The sequence below is a fragment of the Priestia sp. FSL R5-0597 genome, from assembly GCF_038006305.1.
GTDB lineage: Bacteria > Bacillota > Bacilli > Bacillales > Bacillaceae_H > Priestia > Priestia zanthoxyli.
Genome location: NZ_JBBOUZ010000001.1, coordinates 3953471 through 3979766, shown reverse-complemented (window position 1 = coordinate 3979766; position 26296 = coordinate 3953471). Strand labels below are relative to the sequence as shown.

Annotated in this window: 23 protein-coding genes and 1 pseudogene; all 24 read left to right on the top strand. The window is 39.5% G+C overall.

The window, feature by feature from the left end:
- Positions 1–94: 94 nt before the first annotated feature.
- The 24 genes and pseudogenes from rpsB (at position 95) to MKX72_RS20925 (ending at position 26237) form a co-directional block, all read left to right on the top strand.
- Positions 95–814, top strand: coding sequence for a 30S ribosomal protein S2 (rpsB, locus tag MKX72_RS21040; RefSeq protein ID WP_013058850.1), 720 nt, complete (start codon positions 95–97; stop codon positions 812–814).
- Between the two features lie 107 nt (positions 815–921).
- Positions 922–1803, top strand: coding sequence for a translation elongation factor Ts (gene tsf / locus MKX72_RS21035; protein ID WP_013058849.1), 882 nt, complete (start codon positions 922–924; stop codon positions 1801–1803).
- Positions 1804–1879: 76 nt separating this feature from the next.
- Positions 1880–2602, top strand: coding sequence for a UMP kinase (gene pyrH, locus MKX72_RS21030; protein WP_028411409.1), 723 nt, complete (start codon positions 1880–1882; stop codon positions 2600–2602).
- A gap of 2 nt (positions 2603–2604) precedes the next feature.
- Positions 2605–3162, top strand: a complete 558-nt coding sequence (frr, locus tag MKX72_RS21025; RefSeq protein ID WP_013058847.1) for a ribosome recycling factor — start codon at positions 2605–2607, stop codon at positions 3160–3162.
- A 134-nt stretch (positions 3163–3296) separates the two neighbouring features.
- Complete coding sequence (locus tag MKX72_RS21020) at positions 3297–4079, top strand: isoprenyl transferase (RefSeq protein ID WP_028411408.1); 783 nt, start codon at positions 3297–3299, stop codon at positions 4077–4079.
- An 18-nt stretch (positions 4080–4097) separates the two neighbouring features.
- Positions 4098–4889: a phosphatidate cytidylyltransferase gene (locus tag MKX72_RS21015; protein WP_028411407.1), complete on the top strand. Its 792-nt coding sequence runs from the start codon at positions 4098–4100 to the stop codon at positions 4887–4889.
- Positions 4890–4924: 35 nt separating this feature from the next.
- Complete coding sequence (gene dxr / locus MKX72_RS21010; protein ID WP_033579795.1) at positions 4925–6073, top strand: 1-deoxy-D-xylulose-5-phosphate reductoisomerase; 1149 nt, start codon at positions 4925–4927, stop codon at positions 6071–6073.
- 78 nt (positions 6074–6151) lie between these two features.
- The gene (gene rseP / locus MKX72_RS21005) at positions 6152–7411 is read left to right on the top strand and encodes an RIP metalloprotease RseP (protein ID WP_028411405.1); all 1260 of its coding nucleotides are present in this window, start codon (positions 6152–6154) and stop codon (positions 7409–7411) included.
- Positions 7412–7515: 104 nt separating this feature from the next.
- On the top strand, positions 7516–9213 hold the full coding sequence (locus MKX72_RS21000; protein WP_028411404.1) for a proline--tRNA ligase: 1698 nt from the start codon (positions 7516–7518) through the stop codon (positions 9211–9213).
- Between the two features lie 118 nt (positions 9214–9331).
- The gene (locus MKX72_RS20995) at positions 9332–13642 is read left to right on the top strand and encodes a PolC-type DNA polymerase III (protein ID WP_049166117.1); all 4311 of its coding nucleotides are present in this window, start codon (positions 9332–9334) and stop codon (positions 13640–13642) included.
- Positions 13643–14006: 364 nt separating this feature from the next.
- On the top strand, positions 14007–14477 hold the full coding sequence (rimP, locus tag MKX72_RS20990; protein ID WP_028411402.1) for a ribosome maturation factor RimP: 471 nt from the start codon (positions 14007–14009) through the stop codon (positions 14475–14477).
- Positions 14478–14514: 37 nt separating this feature from the next.
- Positions 14515–15627 (top strand): transcription termination factor NusA, encoded by a 1113-nt coding sequence (nusA, locus tag MKX72_RS20985; protein WP_028411401.1) that lies wholly within the window; start codon positions 14515–14517, stop codon positions 15625–15627.
- Between the two features lie 13 nt (positions 15628–15640).
- On the top strand, positions 15641–15922 hold the full coding sequence (gene rnpM / locus MKX72_RS20980; RefSeq protein WP_013058838.1) for an RNase P modulator RnpM: 282 nt from the start codon (positions 15641–15643) through the stop codon (positions 15920–15922).
- Positions 15922–16221 carry a YlxQ family RNA-binding protein gene (locus MKX72_RS20975; protein ID WP_028411400.1) on the top strand — a complete coding sequence of 100 codons (300 nt, stop codon included), beginning with the start codon at positions 15922–15924 and terminating at the stop codon, positions 16219–16221. Before rnpM ends, MKX72_RS20975 begins: the two co-directional genes overlap by 1 nt.
- Positions 16222–16243: 22 nt before the next feature.
- A pseudogene (gene infB / locus MKX72_RS20970) lies at positions 16244–18112 on the top strand (translation initiation factor IF-2); the annotation flags it as partial.
- Positions 18109–18387 (top strand): DUF503 domain-containing protein, encoded by a 279-nt coding sequence (locus tag MKX72_RS20965; RefSeq protein WP_013058835.1) that lies wholly within the window; start codon positions 18109–18111, stop codon positions 18385–18387. The pseudogene infB and the gene MKX72_RS20965, both read left to right, overlap by 4 nt.
- 14 nt (positions 18388–18401) lie before the next feature.
- Positions 18402–18767 (top strand): 30S ribosome-binding factor RbfA, encoded by a 366-nt coding sequence (gene rbfA / locus MKX72_RS20960; protein WP_013058834.1) that lies wholly within the window; start codon positions 18402–18404, stop codon positions 18765–18767.
- A gap of 92 nt (positions 18768–18859) precedes the next feature.
- Positions 18860–19777 carry a tRNA pseudouridine(55) synthase TruB gene (truB, locus tag MKX72_RS20955; protein ID WP_155007673.1) on the top strand — a complete coding sequence of 306 codons (918 nt, stop codon included), beginning with the start codon at positions 18860–18862 and terminating at the stop codon, positions 19775–19777.
- Positions 19778–19805: 28 nt separating this feature from the next.
- Positions 19806–20762, top strand: a complete 957-nt coding sequence (gene ribF, locus MKX72_RS20950; RefSeq protein WP_028411397.1) for a bifunctional riboflavin kinase/FAD synthetase — start codon at positions 19806–19808, stop codon at positions 20760–20762.
- 149 nt (positions 20763–20911) lie between these two features.
- Complete coding sequence (gene rpsO / locus MKX72_RS20945; RefSeq protein WP_013058831.1) at positions 20912–21181, top strand: 30S ribosomal protein S15; 270 nt, start codon at positions 20912–20914, stop codon at positions 21179–21181.
- A gap of 168 nt (positions 21182–21349) precedes the next feature.
- A complete protein-coding gene (gene pnp, locus MKX72_RS20940) occupies positions 21350–23476 on the top strand; it encodes a polyribonucleotide nucleotidyltransferase (protein ID WP_014458473.1) in 2127 nt (708 codons plus the stop codon).
- A gap of 142 nt (positions 23477–23618) precedes the next feature.
- Positions 23619–24599: a polysaccharide deacetylase family protein gene (locus MKX72_RS20935; protein ID WP_155007674.1), complete on the top strand. Its 981-nt coding sequence runs from the start codon at positions 23619–23621 to the stop codon at positions 24597–24599.
- Positions 24600–24627: 28 nt separating this feature from the next.
- Positions 24628–25872, top strand: coding sequence for a M16 family metallopeptidase (locus MKX72_RS20930; protein ID WP_028411394.1), 1245 nt, complete (start codon positions 24628–24630; stop codon positions 25870–25872).
- Positions 25873–25970: 98 nt separating this feature from the next.
- A complete protein-coding gene (locus MKX72_RS20925) occupies positions 25971–26237 on the top strand; it encodes a YlmC/YmxH family sporulation protein (protein ID WP_013058827.1) in 267 nt (88 codons plus the stop codon).
- Positions 26238–26296: the final 59 nt, after the last annotated feature.

The following is a 26296-nucleotide window of genomic DNA, read 5'->3' as shown; positions in this document are numbered from 1 at the left end:
CGCTTGTTGATTCGGTTGATGGTGCTACTTTTTGTAGTTTCGGCTGAAGATGATATAAGCGGAGGAGACTTAAAACCATTAGGAGGAAAAACACATGTCAGTAATTTCAATGAAACAATTACTAGAAGCTGGTGTACATTTCGGTCACCAAACTCGCCGTTGGAACCCAAAAATGAAGAAATATATCTTCACTGAGCGTAACGGCATCTACATTATCGATCTTCAAAAAACAGTTAAGAAAGTAGAAGAAGCGTACAAATTCGTTAAAGAATTAGCTGCAGACGGCGGTACTGTTTTATTCGTAGGTACGAAAAAACAAGCTCAAGATTCTGTTAAAGAAGAAGCAGCTCGCGCTGGTATGTACTTTGTTAACCAACGTTGGTTAGGTGGTACATTAACTAACTTCTCAACTATCCAAAAACGTATCAAACGTTTAAAAGATATCGAAAAAATGCAAGAAGACGGTACTTTCGAAGTACTACCTAAGAAAGAAGTAGTTCAACTTAAAAAAGAGTTAGAGCGTCTTGAAAAATTCTTAGGCGGCATTAAAGATATGAAACAACTTCCAGATGCATTATTCATCATTGACCCTCGTAAAGAGCGTATTGCAGTAGCGGAAGCTAAAAAATTACACATTCCAATCGTTGGTATCGTAGACACTAACTGTGATCCAGACGAAATTGATTATGTAATCCCTGCAAACGATGATGCAATTCGTGCTGTTAAACTTTTAACTTCTAAAGTTGCTGATGCTATTCTAGAAGCTAAACAAGGTGAAGAAACAGCAGTTGAAACTGAAACAACTACTGCTTAATTCCGTGAAAGGTGATAAGAGGGAATAGCCTTTTATCACCTTTTTTTGAAAAGATTTAACCCATTTATATACATTAATTACATACCCAAACAAGGAGGCTACACATTATGGCAATTACTGCTCAAATGGTAAAAGAACTACGTGAAAAAACAGGCGCTGGTATGATGGATTGTAAAAAAGCGTTAACTGAAACTAACGGTGATATGGAGCAAGCAATCGATTTCTTACGTGAAAAAGGTATTGCAAAAGCTGCTAAAAAATCAGACCGTATTGCTGCTGAAGGTCTAACTTACATCGAAACTCAAGGTAACGAAGCTGTTATCTTAGAAGTTAACTCTGAAACTGATTTCGTTGCGAAAAACGAAGGTTTCCAAAAATTAACAAAAGAATTAGCTGCTCACATCTTAGCTAACAAACCAGCTGACGCTGCTGAAGCTGCTACTCAAAAAATGGAAAACGGTGCAACTGTTGAAGAACACATCAACTCTGCAATCGCTACAATCGGAGAAAAATTATCTCTACGTCGTTTCGCTGTAGCAACAAAAACTGATGCTGATGCATTCGGTGCTTACCTACATGCTGGCGGACGTATCGGTGTGTTAACAGTATTATCTGGTACAACTGAAGAAGCTGTTGCAAAAGACGTTGCTATGCACATCGCTGCAATCAACCCTAAATACATCTCTCGTGACCAAGTTTCTGCTGAAGAAACTGAGCGTGAGCGCGAAGTATTGACTCAACAAGCATTAAACGAAGGCAAACCAGAAAAAATCGTTGCAAAAATGGTTGAAGGTCGCCTTGGCAAATTCTTCGAAGATATTTGCTTACTAGATCAAACATTTGTTAAAAATCCTGATCAAAAAGTACGTCAGTTCGTTGAGAGCAAAGGCGCTACTGTTGAAAGCTTCGTTCGTTTTGAAGTAGGAGAAGGTATTGAGAAACGTCAAGACAACTTCGCTGAAGAAGTAATGAACCAAGTTAAAAAGTAAGGGTTTGACCGTATAGGGAACACTGTGTGTTCCCTTTTTTACAAAAGAGATCTCACCGTTAACGATGGAGGTAAGCATGAGTCAAGCAAAATATAATCGTATCGTATTAAAGTTAAGTGGAGAAGCATTAGCTGGTGAAGATGGTTTTGGTATTAACCCATCCATCATCAAATCTGTTGCTGAACAAGTAAAAGCCGTTTATGAATTAGGTGTGGAAATTGCTGTAGTCGTTGGTGGTGGAAACATTTGGCGTGGTAAAATTGGTAGTGAAATGGGTATGGATCGTGCAGCTGCTGATTATATGGGAATGCTAGCAACAGTAATGAACTCGCTGGCTCTTCAAGATAGCTTAGAGAACATTGGTGTGCAAACACGAGTTCAGACTTCTATCGAGATGAGACAAGTAGCAGAGCCTTATATTAGAAGAAAAGCTGTTCGACATCTTGAGAAAAAACGCGTTGTTATTTTCGCTGCGGGTACAGGAAACCCTTATTTCTCTACAGATACAACAGCAGCTTTGCGTGCAGCTGAAATCGAAGCTGACGTTATCTTAATGGCTAAAAACAACGTAGATGGCGTTTATAATGCAGATCCTAAGCTTGTACCTGATGCTGTAAAATATGAAACATTAACATATATTGATGTTTTAAAAGATGGACTAGCTGTTATGGATTCTACAGCTTCTTCATTATGTATGGACAACGATATTCCGCTAATTGTTTTCTCAATTACGGAAGAAGGCAATATTAAACGTGCCGTTACAGGCGAAAACATTGGAACAATTGTAAAGGGGAAATAAACATGCCAAAACAAGTGTTGCAAAACGCAAAAGAAAGAATGGAAAAAGCAATTCAATCATTTAGCCGCGAACTAGCATCAATTCGCGCTGGACGTGCAAGCGCGTCACTTCTTGACCGCGTAACGGTAGAATACTACGGTGCACCAACACCGATTAACCAATTGGCGCAAGTAAGCGTACCGGAAGCTCGTATGCTTGTTATTCAGCCTTATGACAAATCACAAATTGGTGAAGTTGAAAAAGCTATTTTAAAATCTGATTTAGGATTAACACCTACAAGCGATGGAACTATTATCCGTTTATCGATTCCTGCTTTAACGGAAGAGCGTCGTCGTGAGTTAGTGAAAATGGTTAAAAAATATGCTGAAGAAGCAAAAGTTGCGGTTCGTAACGTACGCCGTGATGCAAACGATGATTTCAAAAAGTTAGAGAAAAAAGGTGAAATTACTGAAGACGATCTACGCGGCTACAGTGATGACATTCAAAAACTAACAGATGACCATATCGTAAAAGTGGATAAAGTGGCAAAAGATAAAGAAGAAGAAATTATGGCAGTTTAAGTCATTTCAAGGTAAAATATATTGTAAAAGACCCTCTATTGTTTACAGGGGGTTTTTTTGTTAATAATGTGTAGTAAGAAAAAACTCACATAAGCTACACGTTTATGTGAGAGCGTACAACGGGGGACCTTTGCATGTTAAGAAAATTTCAAGCATGGAAGAAAAGTCAAGATTTAAATACACTGTCTTTGTCAGAACGAAAAGATCAAGTGAAACAGCACCCTGTTCCTGAACATATTGCAATTATTATGGATGGGAACGGTCGTTGGGCGCAAAAACGAGCTCTTCCTCGCATGATGGGCCATCATGAAGGAATGAAAGTAGTACGTCATGTGACCAGACTGGCCAATGAATTAGGTGTTAAAGTATTAACTTTATATGCATTTTCCACTGAAAATTGGAAGCGCCCCAAAACTGAAGTTGAGTTTTTAATGAAACTGCCAGAGGAATTTTTAACAACCTTTTTGCCTGAGCTAATTGAAAAAAATGTGCAAGTTCGTATTATGGGAGATAAAAGTGAGCTCCCTGCCCATACGATTCGAGCCGTGGATAAGGCAATTGAAAAAACAAAGCATAACACGGGGATGATTTTAAACTTCGCGCTTAATTACGGTAGCCGTCACGAAATTGTGGGCGCTATTCGGTCATTGGCAGAAGATGTAGAACAGGGAAAAGTGGCTTCCTCTTCTATTTCAGAAAATTTATTTTCTTCCTATTTAATGAGCAAAAGCCTTCCAGATCCGGATTTGCTTATTCGCACAAGTGGTGAGCTTCGCTTAAGTAACTTTATGCTTTGGCAGCTAGCGTACACAGAGTTTTGGTTTACAAAAGTATTATGGCCAGATTTTAAAGAAAATCATTTAATCGAAGCAGTCGAGGCGTTTCAAAAGCGCGGTCGCCGCTTTGGTGGTGTATAAGAAGGTGTGGAAAACAAGATGAAACAGCGCATTATCACCGCGATTGTAGCACTTGCGGTATTTGTGCCGATTGTTTTAATTGGAGGGTTACCTTTTACCCTTATCATGTATGTGATCGGAACAGTTGGTGTAATTGAGCTTTTAAAAATGAAACATTTGAAAGCAATGTCTTTTCCAAGTATCATTAGTTTATTACTAACTTGGGTGTTTTTACTACCAAACGGAAGAGATGTTGCATTTCAATTCTTAAGTGAACATAAGATAGAAGTAGCGCTTGCTGCTGTCCTTCTTTTATTAATGTACACGGTTGTAGTTAAAAATAAATTTACCTTCGATGACGTTGGGTTTATTTTATTAACAACAGTATATGTTGGTTTTGGCTTTCATTATTTTATCGAGGTTCGTCAAGAGTTCGGGTTAGCTTATTTGTTCTTTGCTTTCCTTATTATTTGGGCGACGGATTCCGGAGCTTATTTTATTGGACGAGCAATGGGGAAACGAAAGCTATGGCCGGAAATCAGTCCCAATAAAACAATTGAAGGTTTTGTTGGTGGCGTCGTATGCGCTATTATAGTAGCCGTTGTATTTAAGCTGTTAGCAAATATTGATCAAACTATGATCGAGCTACTTGTAATTGGTATTATCGTATCGTTATTTGGACAGATGGGTGATCTTGTACAATCAGCGTTCAAACGTCACTATGGCGTAAAAGATTCAGGAAAAATTTTACCGGGTCATGGTGGGATTTTAGACCGTTTTGACAGTTTAATGTTCATCATGCCAATTTTAGCTTTTTTATTATCTCTATAAAAAAGATGTCTTTGTTTTAATAGGAGTGAATATACTTGAAGAAAATTTCCTTGTTAGGAGCTACAGGTTCAATCGGTACTCAAACCGTTGATATTGTTCGAGCGCATCCTGAGCATTTTGAGCTCTCAGCAATCTCTGTAGGTCGAAATATTAACGAAGCAAGAAAGATTATTCAGCAGTGTAAGCCAGCCCTTGTTTCTGTAATGAAGAAAGAAGATTGTCTGTCACTGCAAGCAGAATTCCCTTCTATTCGATTTGTTTATGGAGAAGAAGGACTTGTGGAAGTAGCAACTCATCCTTCTACAGAAGTGTTGGTAAACGCTGTTCTTGGAAGTGTAGGGTTGACTCCTACGCTAGAAGCAATCAAAATGAGAAAAACAATTGCTATTGCAAATAAGGAGACACTTGTTACCGCTGGTCACCTTGTCATGGAAGCAGCCAAGGAATATGGCGCTGATATTTTACCGGTAGACAGTGAGCATTCAGCTATTTTTCAAAGTTTGCAAGGGCAAGATCAAAAAGCAATAGACCGTTTAATTTTAACGGCTTCTGGAGGGAGCTTTCGAGATAAGACGAGAGCAGAACTACAGGGAGTAACGGTTGAAGATGCGTTAAATCATCCAAACTGGTCAATGGGAGCTAAAATTACAATTGATTCGGCAACGATGATGAATAAGGGACTAGAAGTGATTGAAGCACATTGGCTTTTTGATCTTCCCTATGAGAAAATTGATGTATTGTTACATAAGGAAAGCATCATTCATTCTATGGTAGAGTATTCTGATACAAGCGTTATTGCTCAGCTTGGAACGCCCGATATGCGCGTGCCAATTCAATACGCGTTAACGTATCCAAGACGCATGTCTTTGCCTGACACCAAGCGTTTAAGTTTGGCGGATATTGGTCAGCTTCACTTCGCTAAAATGGATGAAGAGCGTTTTCGCTGTTTAGCTTTTGCATTTGAGGCTGGCAAAGCGGGTGGAACACTTCCGACTGTTTTAAATGCAGCTAATGAAGAAGCTGTTCAAGCCTTTCTAGATGGTCACATTACATTTTTACAAATTGAAGATGTGATTGAAAAAGCAATGAATGAACATACTGTAATACAGAAACCTTGTTTATCTACTATTAAAGAAGTAGATTTAGAAGCAAGAGAGTTTGTTAGATCCGCCATCTCTCGATAATGTGCGTGCGAGAGAAGCCACTCCCTTATTTTTGGTGGGTGGAGGTTTGACTCTATTACATGAAGGGGGTAATACCCATTGAACACAGTCATTGCGTTTGTCGTCATTTTTGGAGCTCTTGTATTCTTTCATGAGCTTGGTCATTTAGTTTTTGCAAAGCGTGCAGGCATCTTATGCCGTGAGTTTGCCATTGGGTTTGGTCCCAAAATCTTTTCATTTAAACGAGATGAAACAGTTTATACCATTCGCTTACTGCCTCTAGGTGGATTTGTTCGAATGGCTGGAGAAGACCCGGAAATGATTGAAGTTAAGCCTGGTCAAATGGTGGGCCTCATGTTTGATAAGGAAGGCAAAGTAAATAAAGTCATTATTAATAACAAGGAACAGCATCCAAATGCAAAAGTTATTGAGGTAGAGCAAGCAGACTTAGAGCATAATCTATTTATTTCAGGTTATGAAGAAGGTGAAGATGAACATCTGCAAAAATTCGAGGTAGCAGAAGAATCTTACTTTGTTATGGACGGAGAAGACATTCAAATTGCACCTTACAGCCGTCAGTTTGCTTCCAAAACTCTTGGTCAGCGTGCGCTAGCCATTTTCGCTGGTCCGCTAATGAACTTTATATTAGCCTTTGTTATTTTTATCGTTCTTGGGATTTCTCAAGGATATGTTGTTGACAAACCTGTGATGGGCAAATTAACATCAGATGGAGTAGCCGTTGATGCGGGACTTAAACAAGGAGATAAAGTTCAAGCAATTGATGGACAAAGTGTTTCAACGTGGGATGATGTCGTAAAAGTAATTCAAAAACATCCTGAACAGCAAATTACATTCACGGTTCAGCGCGGCGGCAAAACCCTAGATATTCCAATTACACCTGAAAGCCGCAAGGTTGGGGAACAGACAATTGGATTAATTGGCGTATATGCACCGGTTGAAAAGTCATTCATTGGTTCGATCACGCACGGAGCTACTGAAACATATACGTGGATGAAAGAAATTTTAACGGGCCTTGGGAAGCTTGTGACAGGACAGTTCAAACTGGATATGCTTTCTGGTCCTGTAGGTATTTACGCAGCAACCGATCAAGTAGCACAGTCAGGCATTTATTACCTAATGAAATGGGCAGCCGTTTTAAGTATTAACTTAGGGATTGTCAATTTGCTTCCACTTCCTGCTTTAGATGGAGGACGACTATTATTCTTCGCTGTAGAAGGAATTCGCGGTAAGCCAATTGATCGTCAAAAAGAAGGGATTGTTCATTTTATCGGTTTTGCTTTATTAATGCTGCTGATGCTCGTTGTAACGTGGAACGATATTCAAAAGTTCTTTTTATAAGACATACGCTCAGCGAGGGATATTCCCTCGCTGATTATATGAAAATTGCGGCATGGTCCGCCTTAAAAAATAAGATAGAGAAGTAAGCAAAGAGGTGCGAGGTTATGAGACAAAGTTCTACATTGATTCCTACATTAAGAGAAGTGCCAGCTGATGCGGATATAAAAAGCCATCAGCTTCTACTGCGCGCAGGTTATATGCGCCAAAATGCAAGCGGCGTGTACAGCTTTTTACCGCTTGGTAAGCGTGTATTGCAAAAAGTTGAACAAATTGTTCGTGAAGAGATGGACCGTGCAGGTTCTGTCGAATTATTGATGCCTGCTTTACAACAAGCTGAATTGTGGCAAGAGTCTGGCCGCTGGTATTCATATGGGCCTGAGTTAATGCGTATGAAAGATCGTCACGGCCGTGAATTTGCTTTGGGAGCAACACACGAAGAAGTTATCACAAGCTTGCTTCGTGACGAAGTGAAGTCATACAAACGTTTACCGCTAAATTTATATCAAATTCAAACGAAGTTCCGCGATGAAAAACGTCCACGCTTTGGCTTATTACGCGGTCGTGAATTTATTATGAAAGATGCATATTCGTTTCATGCTTCTCAAGAAAGTTTAGATGAAGTGTATGATAAAATGTTTGCTGCCTACAGCCGCATCTTTGAGCGCTGCGGATTAAATTTCCGTGCGGTTATCGCTGATTCAGGTGCAATGGGCGGAAAAGATACGCATGAATTTATGGTTCTTTCTGAAATCGGGGAAGATACAATTGCTTATTCAGATACATCTTCTTATGCAGCAAATGTTGAAATGGCACCGGTTGTAAATACGTATGAAAAATCAGATGAAGCTGAAAAAGAATTAACAAAAGTGGAAACACCAAATCAGCATAGCATTGAAGACGTAGCTGCTTTCTTAAATGTTGAAGCGACTTCTTGTATCAAGTCCCTTTTATTTAAAGTAGATGATCGTTTTGTGCTTGTACTTGTTCGCGGGGATCACGAAGTAAACGATATTAAAGTGAAAAACTATTTTGAAGCTTCCGTCGTTGAACTGGCAACTCCAGAAGAAACAAAAGAAGCATTAAAATGCGCAGTTGGTTCGGTAGGACCGATTGGTGTAAGTGATTCAGTAGAAGTGGTAGCTGATCATGCGGTAAAAGCAATCGTTAACGGTGTATGCGGAGCAAATGAAGAAGGTTATCACTATACAAATGTGAATGAACGTAACTTTAATGCAACTTACGAAGATTTCCGCTTCATCCAAGAAGGAGATCAGTCACCGGATGGACAAGGTGTTATTAAGTTCGCTAAAGGTATTGAAGTCGGACATGTCTTTAAGCTAGGAACTCGCTACAGTGAAGCGATGGGAGCAACGTATCTAGATGAGAACGGACGCAGCCAGCCAATGATTATGGGTTGCTATGGTATCGGTGTTTCTCGTACAGTAGCTGCGATTGCAGAACAATTCAATGATGAAAACGGTCTTCTATGGCCAGAGGCTGTTACGCCTTATCAAGTGCACGTTATTCCAGTTAACGTGAAAAATGATGAACAGCGTGAACTAGGTGAGAAATTATATAATGAGTTATTAGATAATCGCTTTGAAGTGCTGTTAGATGACCGCCAAGAGCGTGCAGGAGTAAAATTTGCAGATTCAGATTTAATTGGTCTTCCTGTTCGAGTAACAGTTGGTAAACGTGCATCTGAAGGAATTGTAGAAGTAAAAGTACGGAAAACTGGGGAGTCACTAGAAGTGTCAGTTGACAATCTTGTTTCAACAGTGAAAGAACTGCTAGCGAAGTAATGAAGCAGCGGGGATTTGTATCCCTGCTGTTTTTATGTTTATAAACAGAACATATGACAGAATAGAAGTCATTTATGTTAAAATAGATTGCACTCATTTATAAAAGGAGGCAGAAAACTTGGAAGCACAAACGCTAGGAAAAAAAGAGCGTTTTAAGTTGCTGCTGCAGCAGTTAGAGCTGACGAGTGATCAAATTGTTCCTTATTTTGAAAACGCAGCGATTGAAAAGCTCATCATTCAGAAAGAACAAAAAAAATGGCATTTTCATTTTTCTTTAGAAGGGTTATTACCTTTTGAGATCTATGAGTTATTCCATGCTCGCATGTCTTCAGCTTTTTCTCATATTGCGAGTGTTTCTTTTTCTGTTCAAACCGTTAATAAAGAATGTACGGAAGAGCATGTACAGTCATATTGGAAGCATTGTATTGGAGAAATGCAGGGAATATCCCCGCTTTTACAGTCGCTTTTACAAGATCAAATGCCGAGATTGAACGGTGCCAAATTGATTGTGAACGCACGACATGATGCAGAAGGAACGGCTTTACGTAAAAAGTACAGTCAGTTAATTGCTGATCAGTATGCGTCCTATGGCTTTCCGAACCTTCAGCTAATGACGGAAGTTGTACATTCAGAAGAAGCATTTCAGCAGTTTGTAGAGCAACGAAAACAAGAAGATACAGAAAAAGTATTACAAGCCATCACAGAAATGCAAAATAAAGAAAATGAAAAAAGTGATGGACCAGACCTACCAAAAGGTCCGCTTACAATTGGATATACGATTAAAGACGAGACGGTTCGCCTAGACTCCATTGTGGATGAAGAAAAGCGAATTGCCGTTGAAGGATACGTATTTGATGCAGAAACTAGAGAATTACGAAGCGGACGTACGCTTCTTATTTTTAAAGTGACAGATTATACAAACTCTATTATGGTTAAAATGTTTTCACGTGACAAAGAAGATATTCCTTTACTTCAAGCGATTAAAAAAGGAATGTGGGTAAAGGTTCGCGGAAGTGTACAAAATGATACATTTGTCCGTGATTTAGTTATGATTGGAAATGATGTCAACGAGATTACCGGTCCTGCTAGACAAGATACAGCGCCTGAAGATGAAAAGCGTGTGGAGCTTCACTTGCATACGCCAATGAGTCAAATGGATGCCGTTTCATCTGTTGGAGCTTTAGTCGGACAAGCTAAAAAATGGGGACATCCGGCTGTAGCGATAACTGATCATGCGGTTGCACAGTCGTTTCCTGAAGCATATGGAGCCGGGAAAAAGAACGGCATTAAAATACTGTACGGAGTGGAAGTTAATTTAGTAGACGACGGCGTGCCGATTGCCTATAATCCGAAGCATGTGGATTTAACAGAAGCAACTTACGTAGTATTTGACGTCGAAACAACCGGTTTGTCAGCCGTATACGATACCATTATTGAACTTGCTGCCGTGAAGATGAAAGAAGGAGAAATCATCGATCGATTTGAACGGTTTGCAAATCCTCATCATCCTCTGTCTGCAACAACAATTGAGCTGACGGGTATTACAGATGATATGGTCCAAAATGCGCCTGAAATCTCAGAAGTACTTCGTGATTTTCACGAGTGGATGGGTGACAGTATTTTAGTCGCTCATAATGCAAGCTTTGATATGGGATTTTTAAATATGGGACTGCAAAAAATCGGTTTAGAAAAAGCAGCTAACGGCGTTATTGATACGCTTGAACTCGGAAGATTTTTGTACCCGCATATGAAAAACCATCGTTTGAATACTCTTGCTAAAAAGTTTGATATTGAACTTGTGCAGCATCACCGCGCGATTTATGATGCGGAAACAACTGGCTATTTGTTAAATAAAATGCTGAAAGATGCATTTGAACGGGAAATTACAATGCATGATCGCTTAAATGATTATATGGGAGAAGGGAATGCCTATCAGCGGGCCCGTCCTTATCATGCGACTCTTTTAGCACAAACCGACGTAGGATTAAAAAATCTATTTAAACTTGTTTCGATTTCTCATTTAAATTACTTTTATCGAGTTCCGCGAATTCCAAGATCTCAGCTCGACAAATATCGAGAAGGCATCTTGATTGGAACCGCATGTGACCGAGGCGAAGTATTCGAAGGCATGATGCAAAAAGGAATTGATGAAGTAGAAGGAGTAGCTGAATTTTATGATTACATCGAAGTACAGCCTCCTGACAACTACAAGCACTTAATTGAACTAGATTTAGTGCGAGATGAGAAAGCCTTAAAAGATATTATTAGCAATATTGTGAAGCTTGGTGAAAAGATTGGAAAGCCGGTTGTAGCAACAGGAAATGTTCACTATCTCAATCCGGAAGACAAAATTTACCGAAAAATTTTAATTGGTTCACAAGGCGGGGCTAATCCTTTAAACCGTCATCAGCTGCCGGATGTTCACTTTAGATCAACGGATGAGATGCTGAATTGTTTTTCATTTTTAGATGGGGACAAAGCGAAAGAAATTGTTGTTCATAATACGCAAAAAATAGCCGATATGATCGATGATATTAAACCAATTAAAGATGATTTATATACGCCGAAAATTGAAGGTGCGGACGAAGAAATGCGTGAAATGAGTTATGCGATGGCACGCAGCATCTACGGTGAAGAGCTGCCTGAAGTAGTAGAAGCTCGTCTAGAGAAAGAGTTGAAAAGTATTATCGGCCACGGGTTTGCCGTTATTTACTTGATCTCGCATAAACTCGTTAAAAAATCATTAAATGATGGTTACTTAGTTGGTTCACGTGGTTCCGTAGGGTCTTCATTTGTTGCGACGATGACGGAAATTACAGAAGTAAACCCACTGCCGCCGCATTATGTGTGTCCAAAATGTAAGAAATCCGAGTTTTTTAATGACGGTTCCGTAGGTTCTGGATTCGATCTGCCGGACAAAAGCTGCGACGATTGTGGCGTACCGTTTATTAAAGATGGACACGATATTCCGTTTGAAACGTTCTTAGGATTCAAGGGAGACAAGGTTCCCGATATCGATTTGAACTTCTCCGGAGAGTATCAGCCGCGAGCTCATAACTATACAAAAGTACTGTTTGGAGAAGATAATGTATACCGTGCGGGAACAATCGGTACAGTTGCCGAAAAAACAGCTTATGGCTATGTAAAAGGCTATGCTGGTGACCGTGATTTACATTTACGAAACGCAGAAGTGGATCGTTTAGTAGCAGGATGTACGGGCGTAAAACGTACAACTGGTCAGCATCCAGGAGGAATTATTGTTGTACCGGACTATATGGATATTTTCGATTTTTCACCCATCCAGTTTCCAGCTGACGACCGTAATTCCGAATGGAGAACAACTCATTTTGACTTCCATTCGATTCATGATAATTTATTAAAACTTGATATACTCGGACACGATGATCCGACCGTGATTCGCATGCTTCAAGATTTAAGTGGAATTGATCCAAAAACAATTCCGACGGATGATCCTGAAGTGATGAAAATTTTTAGTGGAACGGAATCACTTGGCGTAACAGAAGAACAAATTATGTGTAAAACAGGAACGCTTGGCATACCTGAATTTGGAACGCGCTTTGTGCGTCAAATGTTAGAAGATACGAAGCCAACGACGTTTTCAGAACTTGTTCAAATCTCGGGACTGTCGCACGGGACGGACGTATGGCTTGGTAATGCGCAGGAGCTAATTCGCAATGATATTTGCAACTTAAGTGAAGTAATCGGCTGTCGTGATGACATCATGGTTTATCTAATTTATCAAGGTCTTGAACCTTCACTTGCTTTTAAAATTATGGAGTCTGTGCGTAAAGGGAAAGGGCTAACACCTGAATTTGAAGAAGAAATGATCAAAAATGGTGTTCCGGACTGGTATATTGATTCTTGTAAAAAGATTAAGTATATGTTCCCTAAAGCCCATGCGGCTGCTTATGTATTGATGGCCGTGCGTATTGCTTATTTCAAAGTGCACCACGCGCTTCTTTATTACGCAGCATACTTTACGGTTCGTGCAGATGACTTTGATATTGATACGATGATTAAAGGATCAACTGCCATTCGAGCGAAGATGGAAGAAATCAATGCCAAAGGTTTAGATGCATCTCCTAAAGAGAAAAACTTATTAACGGTGCTTGAGCTTTCTTTGGAAATGTGCGAACGAGGCTATTCATTTAAAAAAGTAGATTTATATGAATCGAGCGCAGACGAATTTTTAATTGACGGCACATCTTTAATTCCACCGTTTAATGCCATTCCTGGTCTTGGCACAAATGCAGCGCTGAACATTGTAAAAGCTCGTGAAACGGGAGAGTTTTTATCGAAAGAAGACTTGCAGCAGCGAGGCAAAGTATCGAAGACGATTTTAGAGTATCTAGACAACCATGGATGCCTTGAATCATTACCTGATCAGAACCAGCTTTCTCTTTTCTAACATTTGCATAAAATAAGCGGTTATGATATAGTAATTGTGGAAATGCTAAGGATACGGACGAGAAAGAGTGGGGAAACCCGCTCTTTCTTATTGATATGAACTTACTGTCATAGTAAGTAGTATGGAGAACGAATCGGCTTCTAGCATGATTCGTTTTTTCTGTAGATTTTCAATCACCATGATTGATTTATTATGTGACGTTTAAAATCCTGCAACACAAATGACAACATTTCCACTCTAGTAGGTTAGACCTCTTATAGAGTGCAAAATAAAAATAGCAAATAAACCACTCTTTTTTGATATAAGAGACATAAAAAACGCGTAACCTAAACATACCATGCAATGTCTCGAAGGGAGGATTAGAATGAGTAAAAATGTAAAACAAACAGTGGAAGAAATGGTTTCCCCTATCTTAGAGGAAATGAATTTAGAGCTTGTTGAAATTGAATACGTAAAAGAAGGAAAAGATTGGTTTTTACGTGTGTTTATCGACTCTGATACCGGCGTGGATATCGAAGACTGCGGAGCAGTAAGTGAAAAATTGAGTGAGAAAATGGATGCAGTAGATCCAATCCCTCATAACTATTTTTTAGAAGTATCATCGCCTGGTGCGGAACGCCCATTAAAAAAAGATAAAGATTTTGAACGTGCAATTGGTAAGCATGTATACATAAAAACATATGAACCAATTGAAGGTGCAAAAGAATTTGAAGGCGAATTACAATCATTTGACGGAGAAACTGTCACATTATCTATTCGTATCAAAACACGCACAAAAACGGTGATTTTACCATATGACAAAGTCGCTTTTGCTCGATTAGCGATTGTATTTTAATGTGTAGGGGCCAATATTAAAGGGGGATTATCCAACGATGAGCAGTGAGTTATTTGATGCCTTAGTCATTCTTGAAAAAGAGAAAGGCATTAGCAAAGATGTAATTATTGAAGCAATTGAAGCAGCGCTAATTTCTGCTTACAAACGCAACTTTAACCAAGCGCAAAACGTACGCGTTGATTTAAATTTAGAAAGAGGTTCAATGCGCGTGTTTGCTCGCAAAGATGTGGTTGATGAAGTATATGATCCACGTCTAGAAATTTCGGTTGAAGAAGCACAAACAATCAACCCTAACTTCCAGCTAGACGATGTGGTTGAAATCGAAGTAACGCCAAAAGACTTTGGACGCATCGCGGCTCAAACAGCAAAACAAGTTGTTACACAGCGTGTTCGTGAGGCGGAGCGCGGCGTTATCTACTCAGAGTTCAGCGATCGTGAAGAAGATATTATGACAGGTATTGTTCAGCGTCAAGATTCTCGCTTCATTTACGTGAGCCTTGGCAAAATTGAAGCATTGCTTCCTCAAAGCGAGCAAATGCCAAATGAGCAGTATAAACCTCATGATCGTATTAAAGTGTATATTACGAAAGTAGAAAAAACAACAAAAGGACCACAAATCTATGTTTCACGTACGCATCCAGGTCTTTTAAAACGTCTTTTCGAAAAAGAAGTTCCGGAAATCTATGACGGTACAGTTGAATTAAAATCAGTAGCTCGCGAAGCTGGAGACCGTTCAAAAATCTCTGTTCATTCTGAGTATGCTGAAGTAGATCCGGTCGGCTCTTGTGTTGGGCCAAAAGGTCAGCGCGTACAGGCTGTTGTGAATGAACTAAAAGGTGAAAAAATTGACATCGTTCGCTGGTCAAATGACCCAGTTGAATTTGTTGCCAATGCCCTAAGTCCATCTAAGGTAGTAGATGTGATTGTAGATGAAAATGAAAAAGCAACAACTGTTATCGTTCCTGACTATCAGCTGTCACTTGCAATTGGTAAGCGTGGACAAAATGCACGTCTAGCCGCTAAGCTGACAGGCTGGAAAATTGATATTAAAAGTCAATCAGAAGCTGAGCAAGAAGGTATGGTTGTAAAAAGTAGCGATGATATGCTAGTAAGTCAACATGCATTTGATTCAGATGAAGATATGGAATAAGAGGTGAGCCAAGGTGAACAATCGTAAAAAAGTCCCGATGCGAAAATGTGTGGCCACTGGAGAAATGAAGCCTAAAAAAGAGCTAGTACGCGTTGTACGTTCAAAAGAAGGCGACGTTTCAGTTGATGTAACGGGTAAAAAGTCCGGGCGCGGAGCTTATGTAAGCAAGGATAAAGAAGCAATTTTATTGGCAAAAAAGAAAAATGTGCTTTCGACACATTTAGGCGCGTCAATAGATGAAGCGGTTTATGAAGAGTTGCTAGCGCTTGTAGAAAAGGAGAAACAGTCACGCTAATGAATGAACAGTGGATCTCTTTTTTAGGGCTTGCAAACCGTGCACGCAAATTGATTTCTGGAGAAGAACTTGTGGTTAGAGAAGTTCGGAAACAAAAAGCAAAGTTAGTACTTTTAGCAAGCGATGCGTCTGAAAACACAAAGAAAAAAGTAACGGATAAATGTTCTTACTACAACGTTTCGGTTAGAATGGTTCCCGATCGCTACACGCTAGGTCAAGCGATTGGTAAAGATGCTCGAGTTGTGGTAGCCGTTATGGACGAGGGATTTGCTAAAAAGCTAGCAACGATGCTCGGTTAATTTTATGGGGGTGAAAGTATTGAATAAAAATACAAAATCAACAGCTAACAAAGGAAACAATAAAGGTAACAAAAAGCCACAGGCACAAAAGTCACAGGCACCAAAAGGTAGACCAGCTCCAGCAGCTGCAAAAGAGTTACCGGAAAAAGTAACGTTTGTCGGAAGCTTAACGGTTTCTGAGTTAGCAAAAGAATTAGGCAAAGAGCCTTCTGAAATTATTAAAAAATTATTTATGCTTGGTGTAATGGCAACAATTAACCAAGAGTTAGATAAAGATTCTATCGAACTAATTGCCGGAGAATACGGTGTAGAAGTTGAAGAAGAAGTAGTAGTAGATGACACTGCTTTTGAATCATTAGAAATTATTGACGACGAAAAAGACCTTCAAGTGCGTCCTCCAGTTGTTACAATCATGGGTCACGTTGACCACGGTAAAACGACGCTTCTTGACTCTATCCGTAACACAAAAGTAACGGCTGCAGAAGCAGGCGGTATCACGCAGCATATCGGTGCTTATCAAGTTGTGGTTGATGAAAAGAAAATTACATTCCTTGATACACCAGGGCATGCTGCATTTACAACAATGCGTGCTCGCGGTGCGCAAGTAACGGATATTACAATCCTTGTTGTTGCAGCAGACGATGGTGTAATGCCTCAAACAATTGAAGCGATTAACCATGCAAAAGCGGCAGAAGTGCCAATTATTGTTGCGGTTAACAAAATGGATAAAGAAGCAGCAAATCCAGATCGCGTTATGCAAGAACTAATGGAGCACGGCCTTGTAGCTGAAGAGTGGGGCGGAGAAACAATCTTCTGTAAGCTTTCAGCCATTTCAGGTGAAGGGATCGATCAATTACTTGAAATGATTTTACTTGTAAGTGAAGTAGAAGAGTTAAAAGCAAATCCTAACCGTCGTGCAGCAGGTACAGTTGTAGAAGCACAGCTAGATAAAGGCCGTGGGTCTGTAGCAACGCTTCTTGTTCAAACTGGTACACTACGCGTAGGTGATCCAATCGTAGTCGGAAATACGTTTGGCCGCGTTCGCGCAATGGTAAATGATATCGGCCGCCGTGTGAAGGAAGTAGGACCATCTACTCCGGTTGAGATTACTGGCTTAAACGAAGTTCCATTAGCTGGAGATCGTTTCTTAGTATTTGAAGATGAGAAAACAGCTCGTCAAATCGGAGAAGCTCGTGCTCAAAAGCAGCTTGAACAACAGCGCGGTGAAAAATCTCGCGTAAGCTTAGATGATTTATTTGAAAAAATTAAACAAGGTGAAATGAAAGACTTAAACCTTATCGTAAAAGCAGACGTACAAGGTTCTGTAGAAGCATTGGCTGCTGCTCTTCAAAAGATTGATGTAGAGGGTGTAAATGTTCGTATTATCCATACGGGTGTAGGCGCAATTACAGAATCTGATATCATTCTTGCAACTGCTTCTAACGCAATCGTTATCGGCTTTAACGTGCGTCCAGATGCTGGAGCAAAACGTACAGCTGACGTAGAAAACGTAGATATTCGTCTTCACCGCATTATTTATAAAGTAATTGAAGAAATTGAATCTGCGATGAAAGGAATGCTTGACCCTGAGTTTGCTGAAAAAATCATCGGTCAAGTGGAAGTACGTCAAACATTCAAAGTATCAAAAGTTGGTACAATCGCAGGAAGTTACGTAACAGACGGTAAAATTACGCGTAACAGTGGAATTCGTTTAATCCGTGACGGAATTGTTATCTTTGAAGGTGAAGTAGATGTGCTAAAACGCTTTAAAGACGATGCAAAAGAAGTCGCTCAAGGATATGAGTGTGGTATTACAATTAAAAACTTCAATGATATTAAAGAAGGAGATATTATTGAAGCATATGTAATGGAGCAAATTGATCCTAAATGATTGGACTAGTGGAGTGTGAATGCTTAATTTACGATGCTGCTTCTCTTAAAGAAAAACGTGCCGTGCTTCAGCGCATCTTGATGCGCTTGAAGCAGCGGTTTAACGTATCGGTTTCAGAAACTGATTTTCAAGATGTGTGGCAACGAACAAAAATTAGCATTGTCGCAGTCTCATCTAGCCGTGTCACAACGGAACAAGAACTGCAAAAAGCGCTAAGCTTGATTGATTCTTTTCCAGAGATTGAACGTACCATTACAACTTTTGATTGGTTATAAAAGGGGTGACACAGATGAACATAAGAGCAACTAGAGTCGGAGAACAAATGAAAAAAGAGATGGGCGAGATTTTAAATCGTAAAATCAAGGATCCGCGCATCGGTTTTGTGACTGTAACAGATGTTCAAGTATCAGGCGATTTACAGCAAGCGAAAGTTTATATCTCTGTTTTAGGAGATGCTGAACAGCGTGAGAATACGTTAAAAGGCCTTGCGAAAGCAAAGGGATTTATCCGCTCAGAAATCGGTCAGCGCATTCGCTTACGTAAAACACCTGAAATTACGTTTGAGTTTGATGAATCAATTGATTATGGTAATCGAATTGAATCATTGCTTCATGAAATAAAAAAAGAAAGCGATGACCATCAAGAGAACGAATAAGATCAGTGAATGTAGAAACAAAAAAGGGTGTCTCAAAAGTGGTTTTTGCTTCTGAGACACCCTTTTTTAAATGAAAAGGAGATGAAGAATGAGTGGACGGTGTTTTAGTTTTACATAAACCAGCTGGCCTGACTTCGCACGACTGTGTGTTTAAAGTCCGAAAGCTGCTTCGCACTAAAAAAGTAGGGCATACAGGCACATTAGACCCAGACGTTACAGGAGTATTGCCTATTTGTATCGGTAGAGCTACCAAGATTGTAGAATATCTAACAGGAGCTACTAAAACCTATGAAGGGGAAGTTACACTCGGGTTTTCTACAACAACAGAAGATTCTTCCGGAGAGGTTGTAGAAGAAAAGAAAGTAGCGGATTCTTTTTCACGTGCTCAAATCGAAGAAGTGCTGTCTTCGATGACAGGAGAACTTCAGCAAGTCCCTCCAATGTATTCAGCGGTAAAGGTCAAAGGTAAAAAACTATATGAATATGCAAGGCAAGGAATCGAAGTAGAGCGCCCAGTTAGAACCATTCATATCTATAACTTTGAACTGCTGGATGATCGCGCTACATTTGAGGGAGAACAAATTTCCTTCAAATTCCGCGTAACGTGCAGCAAAGGTACATATGTGCGAACGCTTGCTGTGATGATTGGAGAAGCTCTTGGCTATCCATCTCATATGTCGTATTTGCAGCGAACGGGTTCCGGGCAGTTTTCACTCGAAGATTGTGTGACATTTGAAGATATTGAACGGGCGGTAGAAGAAGAAACGATCAATGAGAAACTACATTCGATCGAAGAAGCTCTTAATCATTTGCCGAAACTTCAAATTAGTGATACATTAGCAGAGAAAGTGAAAAATGGCGCGGTATTGCCGTGTACGGAAGATGAAGAGTTAAAAAAAGAACCCTTCTTTTTAATGGTAAATTCTGCAGGCAAGTGCTTAGCAATTTATGCTCAGCACCCAACAAAAAAACATTTAATGAAGCCGGTTAAAGTGTTGGCAATCGACTAGACCGGTTAGGGAAAAGGTGAACTGTGTTTTGGAAACGATTGAAATTCGACATCCACACCACTTTCAACGAGAAGCTGTTCAACAATCAGTGTTAGCGCTTGGTTATTTTGATGGTGTGCATTTAGGGCATCAGCAAGTGATAAATTCAGCAAAACAGTTAGCCGATGAAAAAGGCATAGCTAGTGCTGTGATGACGTTTACTCCTCACCCTTCTGTGGTGCTCGGGCGCAATGTGCAGCACATTGATATGATCACACCGCTTCAAGAAAAAAAGAAACTCATTGAGGAAATGGGAATTGACTTTTTATATATCGTTCATTTTGATAAACAGTTTGCAGCACTATTGCCTCAAGAGTTTGTTGATCAGTATATTATTGGACTGAATGTACAGCATGTGGTAGCTGGATTTGACTATACGTATGGAAAGTTAGGTAAAGGAACAATGGAAATACTACCATTTCATTCTCGATCAAAATTCACGCAAACAACAATTGATAAGTTAACAAATGGCGAAGAAAAAATTAGTTCAACGCTTATTCGCGAAAGTTTAGCAAATGGAGATATGCATCGAGTAAAAGAGCTGCTTGGCCGCTATTATGAAGTGTCAGGTACAGTGACTCATGGAGAAAAGCGAGGCAGGCAAATAGGTTTTCCTACTGCTAACATCGCTTTAGACGATGAGTATTTACTTCCACGCATCGGCGTGTATGCTGTTGAGCTTCAGCTTCACGGTAAGTGGTATGCAGGAGTGTGCAACGTGGGCTACAAGCCGACTTTTCACGATAATTTAGAAAAGCCAACAATCGAAGTCCACTTATTATCATTTGACGAGCAAATCTACGATCAGCACGTAACGGTGAAATGGCACCGAATGATTCGCTCAGAAAAAAAGTTCAGCGGCATCGAAGAGCTTGTCGGTCAGATCTCAAAGGACAAGGAAGAAGCCCTTGCTTATTTTGAAGGAATTCAAAAAAACAAGAAATAAAAAAATATATATAAATAGCTGCTACGACTTGCTTTTTGTTCTAATAAGTAGTAACATAACACTTGTATGTAAAACAACCATTGCTTGGCATTACGATTCACCAACGTTTTGCTCGGTAACTGGGGTTTAATAATAAGGAGGTGAATAGGATGGCTATCACACAAGAGCGTAAAAATGAAATCATTAGTGAGTACAAAACTCATGCGAACGACACTGGTTCTCCAGAAGTTCAAATCGCTGTCCTAACAGAGCAAATTAACAATCTAAACGGTCACTTACGTACTCATAAAAAGGATCACCATTCACGTCGTGGTCTTTTAAAAATGGTAGGTCGACGTCGTAACTTACTTAACTACCTACGTAACAAAGACGTTACTCGTTATCGTGAGTTAATCAACAAACTTGGTTTACGTCGATAATAAGAAGAAAGCGGGAGCATTCCCGCTTTTTTAGTATGTACATTTAAGAAACATTAAAGATGCTACATAATGTGAAAAAAGCTATTGTTTTTGGATATTTCGTTTATAATAAAACTATCACATTTGATTACATACATATTTTATATGTAGAGAGGGGTACTCGTCGATATGGAACAAGAAAAACGAGTGTTCTCTGTAGATCTAGCTGGACGAAAGCTAGAAGTTGAAGTTGGCCAGTTGGCAAAACAAGCAAATGGCGCAGCATTAATCCGCTATGGAGACACAGTTGTATTAAGTACAGCAACGGCTTCAAAAGAGCCTAAAAATGTAGATTTCTTCCCGTTAACAGTAAACTATGAAGAGCGTTTATATGCAGTCGGTAAAATCCCAGGTGGATTCATTAAGCGTGAAGGCAGACCAAGTGAAAAAGCAATCTTGGCTAGCCGTTTAATCGACCGTCCGATTCGTCCTTTATTCGCAGATGGTTTCCGAAACGAAGTTCAAGTTGTCAGCGTTGTAATGAGCGTAGACCAAAACTGTTCTTCAGAAATCGCAGCAATGTTTGGTTCTTCATTAGCATTATCAGTATCTGATATTCCATTTGAAGGTCCTATTGCAGGCGTAATCGTAGGCCGTGTAGACAATGAATTTGTTGTAAACCCAACGGTAGATGAGCTTGAAAAAAGCGATATTCATCTGACGGTTGCTGGTACAAAAGACGCGATCAACATGGTTGAAGCAGGCGCTGATGAAGTACCGGAAGAAGTAATGTTAGAAGCAATTATGTTTGGACACGAGCAAATTAAAAAATTAATTGCGTTCCAAGAAGAAATTGTAGCAGCAGTAGGCAAAGAAAAAGTTGAAGTTGAGCTTTATACTGTTGATGCTGACCTTGAGCGTCAAGTTCGCGAAATTGCAGAAGGTGACATGAATCGTGCTGTTCAAGTTCAAGAAAAGCATGCGCGCGAAAATGCGATTAAAGAAGTGAAAAGCGCTGTAGCTGCAAAATTTGAAGAGCAAGATGTAGAAGAAGAAGTACTAAATCAAGTGAATGAAATTTTGTCGAAGCTTGTTAAAAGTGAAGTGCGTCGCTTGATCACAGAAGAAAAAGTACGTCCTGATGGCCGTAGTATTGACGAAATTCGTCCACTTTCTTCTGAAACAAACTTGCTTCCACGTACACACGGATCTGGATTATTTACGCGTGGACAAACTCAAGCGCTTAGCATCTGTACATTAGGTGCACTTGGCGATGTGCAAATTTTAGATGGTTTAAGTGTAGAAGAATCTAAACGCTTCATGCATCACTATAACTTCCCTTCATTTAGTGTTGGTGAAACTAGACCGATGCGCGGACCGGGTCGTCGTGAAATTGGACATGGTGCGCTAGGTGAACGTGCACTTGAACCGGTTATTCCAAATGAAAAAGATTTCCCTTATACAATTCGTCTTGTATCTGAAGTATTAGAGTCAAACGGTTCTACTTCACAAGCAAGTATTTGTGCAAGCACGCTTGCAATGATGGATGCTGGGGTTCCAATTAAAGCACCTGTAGCAGGGATTGCAATGGGTCTGATCAAATCAGGTGAACACTACTCGATTCTAACGGACATTCAAGGAATGGAAGATCACCTAGGAGACATGGACTTTAAAGTAGCAGGTACCGAAAATGGCGTAACTGCGCTTCAAATGGATATTAAAATTGACGGGTTATCTCGTGAAATTTTAGACGAAGCCCTTCAACAAGCAAAAAAAGGCCGTATGCAAATCTTAAATCATATGATGTCAACGATTGCTACGCCTCGTCAAGAGCTTTCTCAATATGCGCCTAAGATCCTTACAATGGCGATTAACCCTGATAAAATTCGTGATGTTATTGGACCAAGCGGCAAGCAAATCAATAAAATCATCGAAGAAACAGGCGTTAAAATTGATATCGAACAAGATGGTACAATCTTCATTTCTTCTATTGATCAGCCGATGAATGAAAAAGCGAAGAAAATTATTGAAGATCTTGTACGCGAAGTTGAAGTCGGCCAAATGTACTTAGGAAAAGTAAAACGAATTGAAAAATTCGGTGCATTTGTAGAAATCTTCAGCGGAAAAGATGGGCTTGTTCATATTTCAGAGCTTGCAGAAGAGCGTATTGGAAAAGTAGAAGACGTTGTAGCGATTGGTGACGAGCTTTTAGTTAAAGTCATGGAAATTGATAAACAAGGTCGCGTTAACTTATCTCGTAAAGCAATTTTAAAAGAACAAAAAGAAAAAGAAGAAAAAGCAAAAGAAACAAAATAATCTTCTTTTACTACTATATAGATATTGTGAAATCGTCCATACATGAAGAAAATCCATGTGTAGGGCGATTTTATCGTTTGTAGATGTTTGTTCTACCTTGTCCTCTTTATACATATTTTAAATGGTAAAGGGGGAAGGATAAGTGAAGAGAACCATTGTGCAATTTACAGCATTTCTATTTTTACTGGCAATTACATATAAATCTATTTATAATCCTTTTGCTGAAGCATATATAGAAGCACTTAAATCCGATGTACAATTTGTATCAGCTCAGCATGATGCGTTATATCAAAAGATTGAAGAAAAAGCAAAAGATTATGAAAAGCCAGCAGCGAATGCACGAATCGATCCCGTTTGGAAACGGGTTCCTGGCTATAACGGCATAAAAGTTGATCTTGCTGCTTCTTATAAAAATATGAAACCTGCGGGTAAATTTGATGAAAAAAAATTAGTGTACAAACAGGTTAGACCAAAGGTTCACTTGAAGGATTTACCACAGGAACCTATCTACCGTGGACACGATGAAAAGCCTATGGTATCGTTTACAGTGAACGTAGCATGGGGGAACGAGTATTTGCCTAAAATGTTAGAAGTGCTGAAAAAGCACCATGCTAAAGCAACCTTCTTTTTAGAAGGAAAATGGGTTAAAAATAATCCAGATATGGCAAAAATGATTGTAGACGCAGGGCATGAAGTGGGAAACCACTCTTATTCTCATCCTGATATGGCCACTTTATCGGCTAGTCAAATCAATCAGCAGCTTAAAAAAACGAATGATATTATTACATCTACTACGGGACAAAAAGTAAAATGGTTTGCTCCGCCGAGCGGCAGTTTTCGCCCCGAAGTAGTAACGCTTGCTTCTCAGTTAAAAATGAGTACCATCATGTGGACAGTTGATACAATCGATTGGCAAAAGCCGAGTTCAGAAGTGTTAATTAATCGAGTAATGAAAAAGATTCATCCAGGGGCTATTGTACTGATGCACCCGACTGAATCAACGGCTGAATCGCTTGACCAATTGTTAACCGATATTGAACGCAAAGGCCTGAAAGTTAGCGATGTGTCAACAATGCTAGATGAAGAACGAATGATGAAACTACCTTCTTCTACTAAGAAGTAAGTGAGATAAGCAAAAGGGAGGCACTAGCTTGATAAAACGATATACGTGCAAAAATGGTGTAAGAATTGTATTGGAAAATATCCCAACTGTTCGATCTGTGGCCATTGGGGTATGGATCGGAACGGGTTCTCGAAGTGAACACCCTGAAATTAATGGTGTATCACATTTTCTTGAACATATGTTTTTTAAAGGAACAAAAACAAGATCTGCTCGTGAAATTGCAGAAAGCTTCGACCGCATTGGGGGACAAGTAAATGCATTCACTTCTAAAGAATACACGTGCTACTATGCAAAAGTATTAGACGAACACGCAGATCAAGCGCTAGATGTGCTGGCGGATATGTTCTTTAATTCTTCATTTGATGAAGAGGAATTAGCTCGTGAAAAAAATGTTGTATATGAAGAAATTAAAATGTATGAAGATACACCTGATGATATTGTACACGATCTATTAGGAAAAGCCGTATATGGCAATCATCCATTAGGCTATCCAATTTTAGGAACGGAAGATACGTTAAAAACATTTAACGGTGATTCGCTTCGTCAGTATATGGAGCAAATGTATATTCCTGAAAACATCGTTATTTCAGTAGCTGGAAACATTGATGAGAGTTTTATTCAACAGGTGGAAAACTATTTTGGTACATATACGTCAAGTCATTCCGCTCATCAATATGTTCAGCCAGAGTTCCATACAAATCATATTGCGCGCAAAAAAGAGACAGAACAAGCTCATCTTTGCCTTGGCTTTAAAGGTTTGCCAATCGGCGGAGAAGATGTATATAGCTTAATTGTATTAAACAACGTGCTTGGTGGAAGTATGAGCAGTCGTTTGTTCCAAGAAGTCCGTGAACAGCGCGGCTTGGCTTACTCTGTTTTCTCTTATCATTCTTCTTATCGAGACAGCGGTCTTGTAACGATTTATGGGGGAACTGGAAGCCATCAGCTCGACGTATTATATGATACGGTTCAAGAAACGCTTTATGATTTGAAAGACAAGGGTATTACGGATAAAGAACTTGCTAACAGCAAAGAGCAGCTGAAAGGAAACTTAATGCTGAGTCTTGAAAGTACAAATAGCCGTATGAGCAGAAACGGAAAAAATGAGTTAATGCTGGGCTATCACCGTTCATTAGATGAGATTTTAGACCTTGTTAATGCCGTGACTAAAGATAGTGTAAATGGTCTTGCACGAGATATTTTCAAAGACGAATTTGCGCTTTCATTAATAAGCCCGAGTGGAGATTTACCTAAGGGTTTTAAGGGAAATTAAACCATAAAAGTAAGGTTGGCTAAAATAATTGAGCCAGCCTTATTTTTATGTCATTTTTTGTATGGTTGTTCAATAAATTAGATGAAAGGAGGGATTTCATGAGATTAAGTGAGCTGAGTGGAAAAGAAATTGTAGATGTTAAGCGAGCAGAGCGTTTGGGTATTTTAGGGCAAACAGATCTTGAAATTAATGAACATACGGGACAAATTAATGCGCTTATTATTCCATCTGTGAAGTGGTTTGGATTTCGAAAACAAGGAGATGAAGTGCGAGTGCCGTGGGGGAATATCGAAAAAATTGGTACGGATATGGTGATTGTAAATGTTCATCAGCTAGAAGACATAAATAATGAGTCAACAAAATAACAAACGAGATGCTTCCTGCATCTCGTTTCTTTTATTTTCAAGGATAAAGATTCACCGAT

Bases quoted from the DNA above. Each gene is read 5' to 3' on its own strand.
- rpsB (WP_013058850.1), top strand. From the start codon at position 95: ATGTCAGTAATTTCAATGAAACAATTACTAGAAGCTGGTGTACATTTC.
- tsf (WP_013058849.1), top strand. From the start codon at position 922: ATGGCAATTACTGCTCAAATGGTAAAAGAACTACGTGAAAAAACAGGC.
- pyrH (WP_028411409.1), top strand. From the start codon at position 1,880: ATGAGTCAAGCAAAATATAATCGTATCGTATTAAAGTTAAGTGGAGAA.
- frr (WP_013058847.1), top strand. From the start codon at position 2,605: ATGCCAAAACAAGTGTTGCAAAACGCAAAAGAAAGAATGGAAAAAGCA.
- MKX72_RS21020 (WP_028411408.1), top strand. From the start codon at position 3,297: ATGTTAAGAAAATTTCAAGCATGGAAGAAAAGTCAAGATTTAAATACA.
- MKX72_RS21015 (WP_028411407.1), top strand. From the start codon at position 4,098: ATGAAACAGCGCATTATCACCGCGATTGTAGCACTTGCGGTATTTGTG.
- MKX72_RS21000 (WP_028411404.1), top strand. From the start codon at position 7,516: ATGAGACAAAGTTCTACATTGATTCCTACATTAAGAGAAGTGCCAGCT.
- rimP (WP_028411402.1), top strand. From the start codon at position 14,007: ATGAGTAAAAATGTAAAACAAACAGTGGAAGAAATGGTTTCCCCTATC.
- nusA (WP_028411401.1), top strand. From the start codon at position 14,515: ATGAGCAGTGAGTTATTTGATGCCTTAGTCATTCTTGAAAAAGAGAAA.
- MKX72_RS20975 (WP_028411400.1), top strand. From the start codon at position 15,922: ATGAATGAACAGTGGATCTCTTTTTTAGGGCTTGCAAACCGTGCACGC.
- MKX72_RS20965 (WP_013058835.1), top strand. From the start codon at position 18,109: ATGATTGGACTAGTGGAGTGTGAATGCTTAATTTACGATGCTGCTTCT.
- rbfA (WP_013058834.1), top strand. From the start codon at position 18,402: ATGAACATAAGAGCAACTAGAGTCGGAGAACAAATGAAAAAAGAGATG.
- rpsO (WP_013058831.1), top strand. From the start codon at position 20,912: ATGGCTATCACACAAGAGCGTAAAAATGAAATCATTAGTGAGTACAAA.
- pnp (WP_014458473.1), top strand. From the start codon at position 21,350: ATGGAACAAGAAAAACGAGTGTTCTCTGTAGATCTAGCTGGACGAAAG.
- MKX72_RS20925 (WP_013058827.1), top strand. From the start codon at position 25,971: ATGAGATTAAGTGAGCTGAGTGGAAAAGAAATTGTAGATGTTAAGCGA.